This window comes from Streptomyces sp. TS71-3 (assembly GCF_018327685.1).
Taxonomy (GTDB): domain Bacteria; phylum Actinomycetota; class Actinomycetes; order Streptomycetales; family Streptomycetaceae; genus Streptomyces.
This window is the reverse complement of sequence record NZ_BNEL01000001.1, coordinates 4,196,355-4,210,858: the sequence shown is the minus strand read 5'-3', so window position 1 is coordinate 4,210,858 and position 14,504 is coordinate 4,196,355. Positions and strand designations below refer to the sequence as shown.

Genomic DNA, 14,504 nt, shown 5'->3' with positions numbered 1-14,504 from the left:
GTGAGACGCCCTTCCCCACGAGCCTCATGCCCATGACACTGGCGCAGGTCGAGCCCCACCGACCCTGACGGAGCTCGACCGACCACCGTTCTTGGACCTCGACGGACCCGATCGACCAGAGGACCCGACGGGCCCCGCGGGCCCCGCGGGCCCGGCAGGCCCGCACCGGGACCCACCCGGGAGGATCCGCCACGGCCCCTCCCGGACCGGCCACGTCCCTGGACCGTCACGGACCTCGAACGGACCCGCCAAGGACACGCTCGTGAGAGGACGAAGCCGAAGATGATCTCTTCCCGCTCTTTCGACCGCCGCACCGCCCTCCGAGGCGCACTGGCCGCCGGCGCCGGTGTCGCGCTCGGCCCGACGCTGCTGTCGGGAGTCGCCCAGGCCTACGGCTGGACACGCACGCTCAACCAGGGGGCGACCGGCGCGGATGTGACCGAACTCCAGATAAGAATCGCGGGCTGGGCCGCGGACAGCCCGAGCCAGACGCGCGTGGCCATCGACGGAGAGTTCGGCCCGGGCACCGCCGCCGCGGTACGCCGGTTCCAGTCGGCCTACGGTCTCGCCGTCGACGGAAGCGCCGGTCCCGCGACGCAGGGACAGCTCAACGCGCTGGAACAGTCGGACGGCTCCACGGTGCACTTCAACTTCAGCGAGTTCACCGACCGCGTCAGCGGCACGTTCGCCGGCGGCAAGCTGAGCACGGCCGCCACCAAGGAGAACGCGCGGCGAGCGATGTACAAACTGGAGGCGCTGCGCAAGAAGCTGGGCAACGTCCCCATCACGGTCAACTCCGGCTTCCGCAGCATCGCGCACAACGCCGAGGTGGGCGGCGCCAGCGACAGCATGCACCTGTACGGCACGGCCGCCGACCTCAACGTCCCCGGCGTGTCCAACCGCACCGTCTACCAGAAGGCCGAGACCTGCGGCTTCTCCGGTCTGGAGACGTACACCGAGGACCACCAGCACGTGGACAGCCGCGCCGACCTCGGCCGGGCCTGGTGGTGGCAGGACGGCACCATCTGACGCCCGTCGGTACGCAATCGGCCCAGGTCGACGGCGACGCCGCCGACCTGGGCCTCCGGCGTGCGCAGGAACCGGTACGCCCACTCTCCCGGTGATCGGTCGGAGTACCGCTGGTCCGCCGGAACGTCGGGGTTCAGATGGTGGTCCACGAGCCCGGCCATACAGACGCCACCTGCCCCAGACGGTCGGACATGTAACCGTTGTCCTTCAGCCGGTTGGGGCCCTCCGACACAGAACCGCCGGCCCGCCCGCCCGGCCCCGAAAACCCTCATGCGCGCACGAGAGCCGATGCGCACAGCACCTGTCCTCGCCGGAACCGGCGGCGCCCAGAACATCGCCGCCCACGTCAACGACCAGACCGTTCAGGGACCGCGCGACGAGCCCACTCACCACGTAGGTGGCGCGGCCCCCCTCAAAGCCCCGCAAGACAAAGGCCCAGGCGCCGGACTCGAACCGGCTGACTGGGCCTTCCTCACGCCGCAAGCTGGTGGGCGCGGACGGTTTCGAACCGCCGACATCTGCCTTGTAAGGGCAGCGCTCTACCACTGAGCTACGCGCCCGGGGCTGATGCGACAGCCTACCCTGCCCGCGGCCCTGCCTCGCAAACCCGTATACACGCCTCGGCGGGGGGTTATCCCCCCAACGAATGCGGTAGCGAGCCGGATCCCCCGGAACCTCCGGGTTCCGTACGGTCGCAGTGTTCGGCGGCGGCCCATGGGGGCGGGCCGGCCGCGGGAGGGGGCGCGGAACAGGAGCGGGCAGTCGGTCTCCGGCCGGCGGCGGCAGGACTCGGTGCGCCGGCGCCGCCCGCCCCCCGTTCACCTCGCCAGGCGCACCCGGCGAGCCCGACCGACGCACCCGTTCCACCATTCCACCCTCTCCCCCACTTCACCCGCCTACACAATTAGGCAGATAAACCAGGAAATCGGATTCACCGATTCGCGGCTCCACCCGAGGGGATCACCATGACCACCACCCGTGTCCGCCGTCCACGCCGCGGGGCCGCCCGTTGGCTCGCCGCCGCCTGTGTCGTGGCCCTTGTCTGCTTGGTGGGCGGATGTACGGCCGACGCCGGGGGCGACGACCATCCGGAGAAGCGCGCGTTCACGCTGCACGGCCCGACCCTCACCGTCGACTCCGAGAACTCGGCAGTGGAAGTGGTGCCGGTGGACGGCCGTCAGGTGCGGGTCACTCGATGGTTCAAGGGGCGGGTGGTCCTCGGGGGCAGCCCCTCCGCCTCCTGGCAGTGGCACGACGACCGCCTCACCCTGCGCATGAAGTGCTCCGGCATGGTGGCCGACTGCTCCGCCCGGTACCGCGTGGAGGTCCCCCGGGATGCCGCCGTGCACATCCGCAACGAGGACGGAAGCGTGTCGGCTCGCGGCATCGGCACGGCGCTGAAGGTCGTGACCGCGAACGGCTCGGTGCGCGCCGAGGACTGCTCCGGGCCCCTTGACATGCAGAGCGAGGACGGCTCGGTGGCCGCCGGCGGCATCACCGGGCACCAGGTGCACGCCGTCACCAAGAACGGCAGCATCAAGCTCGGGCTGCGCCGCGTCCCCGACGAGGTCACCACCCGCAGCGAGGACGGCTCGACCGAGATCACCCTGCCCCGTTCCGGCGCCGACGGGTCTCCCATCGCCTACAAAGTGACCGTCACCACAACCGACGGCGGCAAGGAGATCGACGTCCCCCGCGACGACCACAGCCCGCACCAGGTTTCCGCACACTCCCAGAACGGCAAAGTCACCCTGCGAAGCGCGAACTAATGGGCCTGTGTGTTCGTCCTCAACCGGTGGGACAATGACACCGGGCAGAGCGGACGACAGCACAGGAGAGGCATGTGACGGCGACACCTACGCAGCCGTACGCGTCGAATGCGCCGGATGGACTGCGCCCTCGCCGCCATGGCCTCAGCGGGGTTCTGCGGGGGTTGGAGTCCTTCCTGCGCACGCCCCGCTCCCGCCGGCCCATCGGGGGTTCCACGGACCGGTCCCTCCCGTGCGCCGACGACCGCCCGTCTCTCCCTCCGCGCAGTGAGACCCCCGGCGCGGCGACCGATCGCCTCGGGACCGGGGGTCCCGTACCTGCATCGCACCGCAGCGCCGCCCGTGACCTGCTGACCCTCGTGCTGCTGCCCGTGCCGCTGGTCGTGGCGGCGGCACTGCCCGCGACCTTCACGGGAGGCGGCACGAGGCGGTGGTTCGGAGGGCGGGCCGAGAGCCAGCGTGCCGAGGCCCAGGCCGCCAAGGACGCCGCCGCTGCCGCGTTCTACGAGCTCGACACCGCCCAGCGGGATCTGCGGATCTCCATCGAGACGATCACCGCGGTCGACGACTCCCCCGCGGCCCGGCGTGTGGTCTCGGACTTCGCCGAGCTGGGGCGCCGCATCGACGACGTCAGCCACCGGTACATCACCGCCGTCGACGCCCACGATCTCGACCGCGATGGCCTGGACACCGCGTCCGCGACCGCTGCCAGGACCGAGCTGACCCAGGCCAAGGACGAGCTGATCCGGACCAAACAGGATCTCGACCGGTTCTCGCAGGGGCTCGGGCCGGTGCTCGACAAGGCGGAGACGCAGTTGGCCCGCGTCGCCCCGAGTGTCGAGCGGGCCCGGCAGGCGCTGCGTGCGGCGAGCGACGGGCTGGACACCGCCCGCGAGTCCGGCCTGGGCGCGGATGATCTGGCAGCCCGGCTGGCCGCGCTCGCCCCGGAGCTGACCAAGCTCAACGAGGGCGCCGGTCGGCATGGCGTACCGGAGACGTTGCAGCGGGCCGAGCTAGTCGCGCGCGAGGCCGAAGCCGTGCGTGCGGAGGCGGAGCGGCTGCCGCAGCAGGCGGCGGAGATCGACCACCGTCTGGTGTCGATGCGCACCCGGGCGGAGGCGCTGACCACCCGGGCGGGCCAGGTCGCGCCGATCCTCAGCGAGCTGCGCAGGCGTTTCACGGCGGCCTGCTGGCAGGATCTGCAGAACGTGCCGGAGCACGCCGCGGAGAGCGTGCGCCAAGCGGAGCAGAAGCTGAAGGAAGCCCAGACCGCCCGCGACGCGCAGCGCTGGCCGGACGCGACCTCGCACCTCTCCACGGCGCGTGCGCTCCTGAACTCCACGGACGACGCCGTCTCGGCGGCCGGGGAACGGCTGCGGCGGCTGAACGCCGTGGCGAAGGACCCGCAGCAGGAGATCGAGCGGACGCGTTTCGCCATCCGGGACGCCCAGCGCCTGGCGATGGCGGACCGCCAGACCCCGGACCCCCGTCACGCGCAGCCGCTCGACGATTCGGTGGCGCGGCTGAACCGCGCGATCGCCGCGCTCGAGGGCGTGCACCCCGACTACTGGCACTTCCTCACGGAGACCGACGCTGTGCGGCAGATGGTGACGCGTGTGGTCTCGCAGATCCGCGAGGATCGCGGCACCCCCCACTGATGGCCTGGCCGGCGGTCCCGCGCCTGCGCGGCGCAGAACGTGGGCCGTCGCTTGCGTCTCAATCACGAGCACCCCTCCTATTAATTGTTAAATAACGAGAACTTGTGGGAGCCTGTTGGGGTGCAGCATCAGAATCCGCACGCCCCCCGCCGCCTCCCGGAGCGGGGACGATCCGGACTCTGTCCGGGGCCGCCGGATGGCGCCCGCTTCTTGGGGAAGGGATCCCTCAGTGAAGATCACTCGTGTCGAGACCTTCCTGGCACCGCCCCGCTGGCTCTTTGCACGGGTGGAGACGGACGACGGGCTGGTCGGCTGGGGCGAGCCGGTCGTGGAGGGACGCGCCGAGGTGGTGCGGGCCGCGGTGCAGGCGCTGTCGGAGTACCTGGTCGGGCAGGATCCGCTGAGGATCGAGGATCACTGGCAGGTGATGACCAAGGGCGGCTTCTACCGGGGTGGTCCCGTCCTGTCGTCCGCTGTCGCCGGTCTCGACCAGGCGCTGTGGGACATCAAGGGCAAGGCCTACGGGCAACCGGTGCACCAGCTGCTGGGCGGTCCCGTCCGCGACCGGATTCGGGCTTATGCGTGGGTCGGCGGTGACGAGCCGGCGGAGGTCCGTGACGCGATCACCGCTCAGATCGAGGCCGGTTTCACCGCGGTGAAGATGAACGGCAGCGGGCGTATGACGGCACTCGCCTCGCGTGCCGACATTCGCGCCTGCGTCCTGCGGGCCGAGACCGCCCGGGAAGTTCTCGGCGATTCCCGGGACTTCGCACTCGACTTCCATGGCCGCGTCTCTCCCGCCAACGCGCGCCGCCTGCTGCCACTGCTCGCCGACTTCGGCCCCTTCTTCGTCGAGGAGCCCGTGCTCTCCGACCAGATGCACGCCGTGTCCGACCTGGTGAACGCGTCCAATATCCCCCTTGCACTCGGTGAACGCCTCTTCACACGGCAGGAGTTCCTGGCTCCGCTGCAAGCGGGAGTCGCCGTGGTGCAGCCGGATATCTCGCACGCCGGCGGCATCTCGGAGCTCCGGCGCATCGCAGCACTCGCGGAGGCGTACGGAGCTCAGATCGCGCCCCACTGCCCGCTGGGCCCCGTCGCCCTCGCCGCGAGTCTTCAGGTGGCCTTCACCACCCCCAACTTCCTCATCCAGGAGCAGTCGATCGGCATCCACTACAACAAGGAAGCCGAACTGCTCGACTACGTCGCCGATCCCGAGCCGTTCCGCTTCGAGTCCGGCTCGCTGCTGCGCACTGACCGGCCCGGCCTCGGCGTGGAGGTGGACGAGGCGGCGGTCCGGGCGGCCGACCGCAAGGGGCATGCCTGGCGGAACCCGGTGTGGCGGCACGACGACGGTTCGTTCGCCGAGTGGTGACCGAGACCCCATCCCCATCTCGTCCGCGTGCCCGATCCGCCGCCTCGTTCTCGGCGCTCCGCCACCCCGAGGAGCCGGCAGACCGCATCCGGTGGAAGGAAGATCGTCTCCCCGAGAAGGAAGTAGGAACATGGATTTCACCACTGCGCTGCGGCAGCAGCGGCTGGTCGCCATCGTCCGCGGCTCGGACGCGGATGCGTCGTTCCGGACGGTGATGGCTCTGGCCGAGTCGGGCATTCCGCTCGTGGAGGTCTCGCTCAGCGGCGCCGGCGCGCTGGACGTCATCCGGCGCGCGCGGTCGGAACTGGGCTCCGAAGCCTGGCTCGGCGCGGGTACCGTGCTCACCTCGGAGGACGCCGGCCAGGCCGTGGAGGCCGGCGCGAACCTCGTGGTGACCCCGGGGCTCGGTCCCGGTGTGGACGAATCACTGCGTCTCGGGGTGCCGGTGCTCGCTGGCGTGCTGACCCCCACCGAAGTGATCGCCGCTCGCGCCGCGCGCGCAACCGCTCTGAAGATCTTTCCTGCGTCCACCGTCGGTGGCCCTTCCTATCTCAAGGCCCTGCAAGGGCCGTTTCCCGATGTGCCGTTCGTGCCGGTCGGCGGCGTGGACGTCTCCGCCGCGAAGGAGTACCTCGTCCTGGGCGCCACGGCGGTCGGCGTGGGATCACCCCTGGTGGGGGATGCCGCTGACGGCGGTGATCTGGCCGCCTTGCGCAAGCGGGCCGCGGAGTTCCGGGCGGTGTGCGGATGACCACGGAACGGGCGCAGGAGCCTGCCGTCGCCCCGGATACCGGGGGCGATGTGCTCACCTTCGGCGAGACCATGGTCGCCCTGCGCGGCAGCGGCCCTCTGAAGCTGGGCGGCTCGATGGAGGTGTCCATCGCCGGGGCCGAGTCCAACGTCGCCATCGGCCTGTCCCGGCTTGGCCACCCGGTCCGCTGGGTGGGCACGGTCGGCGACGACGAAGCCGGTGAACTCGTGCTGCGCACGCTCCGGGCGGAGGGCGTCGACGTCACCGGCGTGCAGCATGATGCGAGTGCCCCCACCGGGCTGATCCTCTTCGAACCGAGGCTGCCCGACGTCACCCGCGTCCACTACTACCGGGCGGCCTCCGCCGGCTCCCGGCTCGAACCGAACGCCATCGAGCGCGCATTCGCCGCTCGCGCTCCCCGAATCCTCCATCTGACAGGTATCACCCCGGCCCTGAGCTCTTCCGCCCTTGCCGCGGCCCGGCGTGCTCTGGAACTGGGCCGCGCCCACGGCAGCCTCATCTGTCTGGATGTCAACTTCCGCTCCCGTCTGTGGAGTGCCGAGGCGGCCTCCGCCTTTCTCGACGTCTGCGTTCCCCATGTCGATGTGCTCATCGCCTCCGACGACGAGCTACCGCTCTGCCTGCCCCAGGGCGGCGCGCCGTCGGACAGCACGGCCGACGTGGCGGCCCTGGCCAAGCTCCTCCTCGCCCGAGGTGTCGGCGAGGTCGTGGTGAAACTCGGCCCCGAAGGCGCCGTCTCCCACACAGCGCACGGCGAGTTCCATCGCCCTGCCCGGCCCGTGAGGGCCGTGGACTCGGTGGGCGCCGGTGACGCCTTTGTCGCCGGCTACCTCTCCGCACTGCTGGACGGCGAGGACACATCAGCCCGCCTCGACAGGGCAGTCACCACCGGTGCCTTCGCCGTCGCCTCACCGGGCGACTGGGAAGGGGCCCCGACCCGGTCGGAGCTCGGACTTCTCGGCAGCAGGGCAGGAACCGTCGTCCGATGACCCGCTGCGCCCCCGGCGACTGCCCGATGTGCGGTCAGGCTCCGCGGGCACCCCGGGGCCAAACATGGACCTCGGAGCGCTGACCGTGTCCCCTGCGGGTCAGACGACGCGCCGGCCTGTATCTCTGACCCCGCCGGCACCCATCCGCCCGAGAACGCTTCCGTGCGCGGACAGGTTTCCGCGAGGTGCTCTGCCACGCTCCCCTCTCGCCGGTTAACCTGTGCTCATGCCTCGCTATGAGTACCGCTGCCGTAGCTGCGGCGACACCTTTGAGCTGAACCGTCCGATGGCTGAGTCCTCTGCCCCCGCCACGTGCCCGGCCGGCCACGACGACACGGTGAAGCTGCTGTCGACCGTCGCTGTCGGCGGCACGGCCACCGCCACACGCGGCGCGACTGGTGGAGGCGGGGGCGGCGGTTGCTGCGGTGGAGGCTGCTGCAGCTGAGCCGCAACCCGTTCTCCTCTCCGGATGACGCTACTTCTTTCGGGCGAGGGTCAGACCGTCTGCCACGGCCACCATCACCGCTTCCACTCGCTGGTCCCGGTCCACGTGATCGTTGAACTCCTTGATCGCCGCGGCGCTCCCGGTGGCCTCGGGGTCGGTGACGCCGCCGTGGAAGAAGACGTTGTCCACAACCAGGAGCCCTCCCTGGCGCATCCGGGGTATCAGTGCCTCCCAGTACGCGATGTAGTTGACCTTGTCGGCATCGATGAACGCCATGTCGAAGGCCGGCTCCTCCGGAAGACTCGCCAGGGTCTCCCGCGCATCACCGATACGCAGCTCGACGCGGTCCGCCACTCCTGCCTTCGCCCAGGCTGTCCGGGCGTGCTCGGTCCACTCCTCTGAGATGTCGCAGGTCAGCAGGGTGCCATCCGCTGGCAGCGCCTGCGCCATGGAGAGTGCGGAGAGTCCGGTGAACGTCCCTACCTCGACGACCTTGCGTGCTCCCGTCAGGCGTACCAGAAACGCGAGGAGTGGGCCCTGCTCCTGCGCCACCTGCTTGCCCGCCTCGAGGGGAAGCTCCGTGTGCGTGACGTCCACGAGCATGCGCTGCACCGGGTCCAGCGGCGGATTGTGCCCCAGCATGTAGGAGTACAGCTCCTCGGTCAGCTGAGTGGTGTTGTTCCTCGTCATGTGTCCTCCTTATTCCGTGCCGAGATAGCGCAGCACGGCGACGACTCGGCGGGAGTACCCCATGCCCCCGGACAGTTCGAGTTTGTCGAAGATGGCGTTGACGTGCTTCTCGACGGCGCTGAGAGAGATGTGCAGCCGACCCGCGATCGCGGCGTTGGTATGGCCCTGGGCCATCTCGGCCAGAACCTCTCGCTCCCGGTCGGTCAAACGGTCCAGGGAATCCTTGTGCGGGCTGCGTCCCAGGAGTTGCCGCACCACTTCCGAATCGAACGCCGCCTGTCCCTGCCCCACCCTCTCCAGGGCGTCTAGGAACTCATCGACCTGCACGACCCGGTCCTTCAGCAGGTATCCCACTCCCTCCGACTCCCCCGTGAGCAGCTCCGTCGCATATCGTTTCTCGACATACTGCGACAGCACCAGGACACCCACGGCCGGCCATCGCCGCCGAATCTCCAGGGCCGCTCTGAGGCCCTCGTCGGTGTGCGTCGGCGGCATGCGCACATCGGCCACGACAACGTCCGGTTGGCGCTCGGCGACCGCTTTCAGTAGTTGTTCCGCATCGCCGACCGAAGCAAGAACCTCATGGCCCTCTTCGGCCAGCAACCGGAGCAGCCCCTCCCGGAGCAGAGTGGAGTCCTCTGCCAGCATCAGTCGCATGGCAACTCCGCCGTGATCACCGTCGGCCCTCCTGCCGGGCTGTGCACCTCGAGGCGTCCGTCGAGCGCGGCCACCCTCCGTGCCAGGCCGATGAGCCCGCTTCCACCGGGATCGGCTCCCCCCGCGCCGTCGTCCTCAACGGACACCCTCAGGGAACCGTCCTCCTTGTCTTCGATCATCACTCTTATCCGGGTGGCCTGGGTGTGTTTCACCGTATTGGTGATGGCCTCCGACACCACGAAGTAGGCAACCGCCGCGATCGGCCCGCGTGGTTCTTCGGCGATGCCGAATTCCAGGCTCACGGGCACAGCCGACCGCTCCGCCACCGTTTCCACCGCTGCCTTGAGTCCTCCCTGGTCCAGAGCCGTCGGATAAACCCGCCACGCCACCTCACGCAGGTCGGTGAGCGCCTGCTGGCTCTCGCGGTGCGCCTGGCTCAACAGCTCGTCTATGTGGTGCCGGTCCTGGCTGCGCAGCGCCCGGCCGAGCAGCATTCCCAAGGCGACCAGCCTCTGCTGCACTCCGTCATGCAGGTCTCTTTCGATGCGGCGCCGCTCGTCATGCACCGCTTCGACGATCCCGGCGCGACTGCTGAAGAGCTGATCGATACGGCGCCTGAGCTGCTCCTGTTGGCTGGGGCCGAGGAACCGCCGAGCCACTCTTCCCTCCAGCGCACGGACGCCGACCGCACCCTGGACGGACAGGAAGAGGAGCAGGAGACCCGCCGAGCCGGCCATGACCACGTCTGCAGGATGGTGCACGTCGGCCACCATGGAGCCGACGAGTAAGAACAACACATACGCTGCGCCTATGAGTGCGCACAGGAGCACCAGACCGCCGAGCAGACCCAACGGCCAGCGCACTGCGATGTAGGTGAGCGCGCGCTCGTCGGTGTACGCGGGCGAGCACGTTATCCGCAGGCACGCGGAGAGCCGGTGCCGCTCGCGCTCGGCGAGCCAGCGGCCGGCCGACCCCACCGGCCGAAGCACCGCGCGGAAACCGCGCGGCCAGGCCTGCACGGGAAGCAGGACCACTCCGGTCAGCAGTGTGAAGGCCATCTCGACGACTCCCGTGATGGCGCCGAGTGCGATTCCGATGGCGAGTCTCAGCCCGCGGCGTGCTGCTGTTTTCACAGTCCGTCACATTAGCCAGGCCACGAGGGCCGGCACATTGCGGTAAACCGCAATTCTCGGATGCGGTGCACACCACCGAAACCATGCGGTCGACCACAATGTGTCACCGGTGTCCGGCTTCTAGCGTTGTCGGCATGATCGAGAGCAGCGCACCACAGCGGATCAAGACGTCACACGGACCTGCCGAGCGGGTCCACATGCGGGCTGACCGGGCGCTCGCCGGCGCTCGAAACGCGCCGCGGGCGAGAGGTACGGGCGAGTTGCCGAAGGATCTCCTCCCCCGCCTCGACCCCTGTCTCTGCAAGAGCGGTGAGCCGCGGGGCGCTCCACCCGGTCTCCGCCAGCTCACCGTGACCGGGCCGCCAGGCCAGGTCCGCCGCGAGCAGCAGGTCTGCGTCAAGAAGCGAGTCACCTGCGGCGAGGACGAGATCGGCTCCGGTCCTGCGAGCGACCTCCCGCACGGCGGCGCTCTTGGTCAGAGGCTTCGGCACGGCATAGATCTTGCGACCTTGCAGGGACACCGTCCAGCCACGCGACTCGGCCCAGCCGGACAGCTCCTTCACCCACTGGTCGGGCAGCAACGAGCGCTCCACGACCAGGTAAGCGAAGAGGTCCTCAGCGACCCGTTCCTTGATCACCCACGCCGGGTCCGCGGTGGCGTGCATATAGGAGCAGACCTCTTCCAGCGGCGCGGACTCCGCTGCGACCCGTGCGGCGACCTGCCGGTGCCATGCAGGGTCCGGCACACCGTCGACGAGCAGATGACCGCCGTTGGCGCAGATCGCGAACGCCGGGGGCGGTCCAGGCAGGTGGATACGGGAGTACTGCGCGCGACTGCGGGTCGTGGTGGGGACGAACACCGAGGTCCGGTGGAGTTCTTCGAGCAGGGCGGCGGCCGCCTCCGTCATGTACGAAAGCGGCAGGCCCTCGTAGGTCTCGACACAGAGGAGCCGTGGCGCCTCTGTGTCGGGCATGCGCAGGCCCAACGCGGGTGCGGAGTAGATGAGCGTCCGGTCCAGATCACTGGCGACGACGGTGCGCCCGGAGGACTGGCCGTCCGCTGTCATGACGCCACCACCCGTCGGCCGTCGGCGCCGGTGGCACCGCGGGTGAAGTGGGGGTGGATCAGCCCGACACAGCTGTAGGGAAGATCGTCCACTTCCTCGACCGGGACGTTCCGCTGCTCGGCGAGCAGCCGAATGTGGTCGAGGTCGGCGCCGGCCCCACGACGGGCCAGGACTTTCCAGGGCACCCGGCGCAGAAGTACTCGGGTTGTCTCACCAACCCCCGGTTTGACGAGGTTCACATCATGTATTCCGTACGCCCTGCTGATCTGCTCCACGGTGGTCCAGCCCTCCCAGGTGAGGGCGCGCTCAGTGGACAGCATCCGTTTGACCTGCACGTCCACGGCGTCACCGACCTCGGTGAAGCACGCCGAGACCGCGTCCAGGAACTCGCCGGAGACATCGGCCGAGGACAGTTCGCGATAGAACTTCGCACCGTGGAAGTCGCCGGGCCCCACGAGGTCGGCGCGGAGCACGGTGCGCGACACCAGACCGGAGACGGTCGAGTTCAGACAGGCCGAGGGGATCAGGAAATCCGCGCGCGTGCCATACGTACGGACGCAGGAGCCGGGGTCGGCGAGCACGGCGACCTCCGGGTGGAAGGCGATCCCGTCGCTTGCCGTGAACTCGTCGAGAGCTTGGGCGAGTTCGCGGGTGATGGCACCCTTGCCGGTCCACCCGTCCACGAAGACCACGGCGGACGGGTCGTGGTGGGCGGCGAGCCAGCGCAGAGCGTTGGTATCGATGCCGCGGCCGCGCACGATGGAGACGGCATAGTGCGGCAGGTCGAGGCCGTGCCGTTGCTGGGCCCAGCGGCGCATCAGGATTCCGACGGGGGTGCCGGCGCGTGCCAGCGACACCAGCACGGGGCGATTCGGGCGCGTTCCTCGTGCGCCTGCCCGCAGCGGAAGTTCGGCGAGCACGGTCTCGGTGACGGTTCCGACCGCCTCCGCGATACGGGCGGCCGACGCGTCGAGCGCCGTGTGAAACAACTGCCGGTATTCGGCGCTGGGCTGGTACTCAACGGGCAGCGACTCCGCGTAGTGGGCGCCGCCGTTCTGTATGGCCTCCTCGCGCTCCTCCGTCGGGGCTTCCAGTTCCGCGTCCGAGAGGTCCTGCAGAAGCCACCCCACCTCGTCCGGGGCGTAAGACGAGAACCGGGGGCCGCGAAGTGGCTCGGGCAGTGGAGACGCCCCGGCTGCCCTGCGTGCATGCGGAGGGGCGGGAGCGTAGGAGGGCACGACGGCCAGAAGGGCCCGGCAGGTGTGGTCGGAGAGTTGGTCCAGCAGTCCACCAGGGGCATGCAGGGCAGGCGTGTCGGCAGCCGAGTCCACGATGGCCACGATGGCGTCGAATCCGGCACCCGCCACGTTGTAGGCGTACCGCTGCCCTGGTCCGTCGTCCGGCCGGTCATGGGCGGGGAAGACAAGCCTGCTGCGGATGGCGTAGCCCGGGTCGTCGACCGCCAGGACCGGCGAGCGGGTGGTCGTCGAGAATCGGATGTCCGCGTCCAGGCGCTCCTGGAGGGCGATGTGCTCCTGAAGAGCGGTGGCCAGCCTGAGCGGGGCGTACATCAGCTCCTCGGAACCGAGGACGAGGACGCGGGGGCGATCCGGTGCGCCCGCGCCCGCAGCCTCACCCGCGGCCGCCCTCAACGACACAGACCCCTGCGGTTGCGGGACGGGCCCGCCTCGGGGCACAGAGCGAGCCTCCCGCACGGGACCAGAGGTCCGTGCCGGGGCGGAGGTCGCGGACGATCCGGTCAGGGCCTCGGCAAGGCGCCTCGCCATCCCTGGCAGAGCGGCTTCCAGAGTCTCCCGGTGCGCGGGGGTGAAGCCGTGCCGGCCGCCGTCGGGTACACCGACGGGCCAGCCCAGGTCGACCCGGGTGACGGCTCGACGGGGCCGCCCTTCCGCTCGGCCGTCCCGGCCGTCCCGGAGGTCTCGGAGGTCTCGGCCGGCCTCGTCGTCCCGGCGGTCTCGGCGGTCGCTGCCGTCGCTGCCGTCGCTGCCGTCGCTGCCGTCGGGGTCATCCAACGGGCTCGCCGCCGGCGTCGCCCGGGCGTACTCCGGATCGGCAGCGCCCCGCCGCGCCTCGGCACCCTGGGCGGAGTCGTACCGGGCGACGAGGGCACGGCCGGCCTCCAGGACGCCGTCCGGCAGGTGCACGGCCCCGGAAGCCGCGGCGACGACGTCCACCCGCGCTCCGATCTCCGCGGCGAACCGGGCGAGCAGGTCCCGGTCCTGTGGAGAGCGCATGTCGACAAGGGCGACGATCACGTACCGGGTGCGGGGAAAGCGCCGGTGCAGGGAGCGGATGGTGTTGAGGACGGTGTTGCCGGTGGAGAACTCGTCGTCGACGAGGACCAGAGGACCTTCGCCCGCCAGGAGGGCGGGATCCTCGGGCAGCAGCAGGTGCGAGGTGGCGTGCGAGTGTGCCTCCTCGAATCCGGCGGCACTCCGCACACCGGGTACGGAGCGGCGCGTGGAGTGCAGGTAGGGGGCGAGCGCCAGGCCGTCGGCGACGGAGTGGCCGAGACCTGTGGCCGTCTCCGCGTAGCCGAGGACGACGGCCCTCCGGGCGCCCTCGTCGCCGAGCAGGGCACGTACTCGCACGCCGAGTTCGCAGCCGTGCCGCCAGACCACGGAGGGGTCCTGCGGGACATGCTTGCCCAGCACGTTGGAGACGAGCAGGTGGGCCCTCTTGGGGTTGCGCCGCACCGCGAGGCCGAGCAACTCCTTCAGGCGGGCGGTGGCGGTCCCGGAGCCTTCCGTGTCGCCCGAGCCCTCCGTGCCACCCAAGCGCTCCGGGCCGCCGAAGCCGTCCGCACCCCCAGGACGCTCCTCATCGCCGGATCCGCCCGCACCTCCGCTACCGGCCGGGCCACCGACGTCGCCCGCCCCGACCGCACCATCCAGCCCGA

General features: G+C 70.3%; 12 protein-coding genes and 1 tRNA gene. 7 read left to right on the top strand and 6 right to left on the bottom strand.

Annotated features, from left to right (window positions below):
• Positions 1-282: 282 nt before the first annotated feature.
• On the top strand, positions 283-1,029 hold the full coding sequence (locus tag Sm713_RS17000) for a D-Ala-D-Ala carboxypeptidase family metallohydrolase (protein WP_212910447.1): 747 nt from the start codon (positions 283-285) through the stop codon (positions 1,027-1,029).
• Positions 1,030-1,514: 485 nt separating this feature from the next.
• Here Sm713_RS17000 and Sm713_RS16995 read toward each other — a convergent pair.
• Positions 1,515-1,589: transfer RNA gene (locus tag Sm713_RS16995), tRNA-Val, on the bottom strand.
• A 405-nt stretch (positions 1,590-1,994) separates the two neighbouring features.
• On the opposite strand from Sm713_RS16995, the gene Sm713_RS16990 reads away from it, so the two are divergent.
• From Sm713_RS16990 to Sm713_RS16965, 6 genes are all read left to right on the top strand, one after another.
• Positions 1,995-2,798: a DUF4097 family beta strand repeat-containing protein gene (locus Sm713_RS16990; protein ID WP_212910446.1), complete on the top strand. Its 804-nt coding sequence runs from the start codon at positions 1,995-1,997 to the stop codon at positions 2,796-2,798.
• Between the two features lie 347 nt (positions 2,799-3,145).
• The gene (locus Sm713_RS16985; protein WP_212912066.1) at positions 3,146-4,456 is read left to right on the top strand and encodes a hypothetical protein; all 1,311 of its coding nucleotides are present in this window, start codon (positions 3,146-3,148) and stop codon (positions 4,454-4,456) included.
• Between the two features lie 229 nt (positions 4,457-4,685).
• Complete coding sequence (gene dgoD / locus Sm713_RS16980; protein WP_212910445.1) at positions 4,686-5,831, top strand: galactonate dehydratase; 1,146 nt, start codon at positions 4,686-4,688, stop codon at positions 5,829-5,831.
• A gap of 130 nt (positions 5,832-5,961) precedes the next feature.
• Positions 5,962-6,582 carry a bifunctional 4-hydroxy-2-oxoglutarate aldolase/2-dehydro-3-deoxy-phosphogluconate aldolase gene (locus Sm713_RS16975; protein WP_212910444.1) on the top strand — a complete coding sequence of 207 codons (621 nt, stop codon included), beginning with the start codon at positions 5,962-5,964 and terminating at the stop codon, positions 6,580-6,582.
• Positions 6,579-7,592, top strand: coding sequence for a sugar kinase (locus Sm713_RS16970; protein WP_212910443.1), 1,014 nt, complete (start codon positions 6,579-6,581; stop codon positions 7,590-7,592). Before Sm713_RS16975 ends, Sm713_RS16970 begins: the two co-directional genes overlap by 4 nt.
• A gap of 226 nt (positions 7,593-7,818) precedes the next feature.
• Positions 7,819-8,037 carry a zinc ribbon domain-containing protein gene (locus Sm713_RS16965; RefSeq protein WP_212910442.1) on the top strand — a complete coding sequence of 73 codons (219 nt, stop codon included), beginning with the start codon at positions 7,819-7,821 and terminating at the stop codon, positions 8,035-8,037.
• 30 nt (positions 8,038-8,067) lie between these two features.
• On the opposite strand, the gene Sm713_RS16960 is transcribed toward Sm713_RS16965, so the two are convergent.
• From Sm713_RS16960 to Sm713_RS16940, 5 genes are all read right to left on the bottom strand, one after another.
• Positions 8,068-8,727 (bottom strand): O-methyltransferase, encoded by a 660-nt coding sequence (locus tag Sm713_RS16960; protein ID WP_212910441.1) that lies wholly within the window; start codon positions 8,725-8,727, stop codon positions 8,068-8,070.
• Positions 8,728-8,736: 9 nt separating this feature from the next.
• Complete coding sequence (locus tag Sm713_RS16955; RefSeq protein ID WP_212910440.1) at positions 8,737-9,384, bottom strand: response regulator transcription factor; 648 nt, start codon at positions 9,382-9,384, stop codon at positions 8,737-8,739.
• On the bottom strand, positions 9,375-10,517 hold the full coding sequence (locus tag Sm713_RS16950) for a sensor histidine kinase (protein WP_249416338.1): 1,143 nt from the start codon (positions 10,515-10,517) through the stop codon (positions 9,375-9,377). The genes Sm713_RS16955 and Sm713_RS16950 overlap by 10 nt, the downstream gene beginning before the upstream one ends.
• Positions 10,518-10,687: 170 nt before the next feature.
• Positions 10,688-11,584 carry an HAD family hydrolase gene (locus tag Sm713_RS16945; protein ID WP_249416337.1) on the bottom strand — a complete coding sequence of 299 codons (897 nt, stop codon included), beginning with the start codon at positions 11,582-11,584 and terminating at the stop codon, positions 10,688-10,690.
• Positions 11,581-14,382, bottom strand: a complete 2,802-nt coding sequence (locus tag Sm713_RS16940; protein WP_212910439.1) for a phosphoribosyltransferase — start codon at positions 14,380-14,382, stop codon at positions 11,581-11,583. The genes Sm713_RS16945 and Sm713_RS16940 overlap by 4 nt, the downstream gene beginning before the upstream one ends.
• Positions 14,383-14,504: the final 122 nt, after the last annotated feature.

What these genes read in the sequence shown, in the direction of transcription:
- Sm713_RS16965 (WP_212910442.1), top strand. Translation starts at nt 7,819, where the DNA reads ATGCCTCGCTATGAGTACCGCTGCCGTAGCTGCGGCGACACCTTTGAG.
- Sm713_RS16970 (WP_212910443.1), top strand. Translation starts at nt 6,579, where the DNA reads ATGACCACGGAACGGGCGCAGGAGCCTGCCGTCGCCCCGGATACCGGG.
- Sm713_RS16990 (WP_212910446.1), top strand. Translation starts at nt 1,995, where the DNA reads ATGACCACCACCCGTGTCCGCCGTCCACGCCGCGGGGCCGCCCGTTGG.
- Sm713_RS17000 (WP_212910447.1), top strand. Translation starts at nt 283, where the DNA reads ATGATCTCTTCCCGCTCTTTCGACCGCCGCACCGCCCTCCGAGGCGCA.
- Sm713_RS16955 (WP_212910440.1), bottom strand. Translation starts at nt 9,384, where the DNA reads ATGCGACTGATGCTGGCAGAGGACTCCACTCTGCTCCGGGAGGGGCTG.
- Sm713_RS16975 (WP_212910444.1), top strand. Translation starts at nt 5,962, where the DNA reads ATGGATTTCACCACTGCGCTGCGGCAGCAGCGGCTGGTCGCCATCGTC.
- Sm713_RS16960 (WP_212910441.1), bottom strand. Translation starts at nt 8,727, where the DNA reads ATGACGAGGAACAACACCACTCAGCTGACCGAGGAGCTGTACTCCTAC.
- Sm713_RS16945 (WP_249416337.1), bottom strand. Translation starts at nt 11,584, where the DNA reads ATGACAGCGGACGGCCAGTCCTCCGGGCGCACCGTCGTCGCCAGTGAT.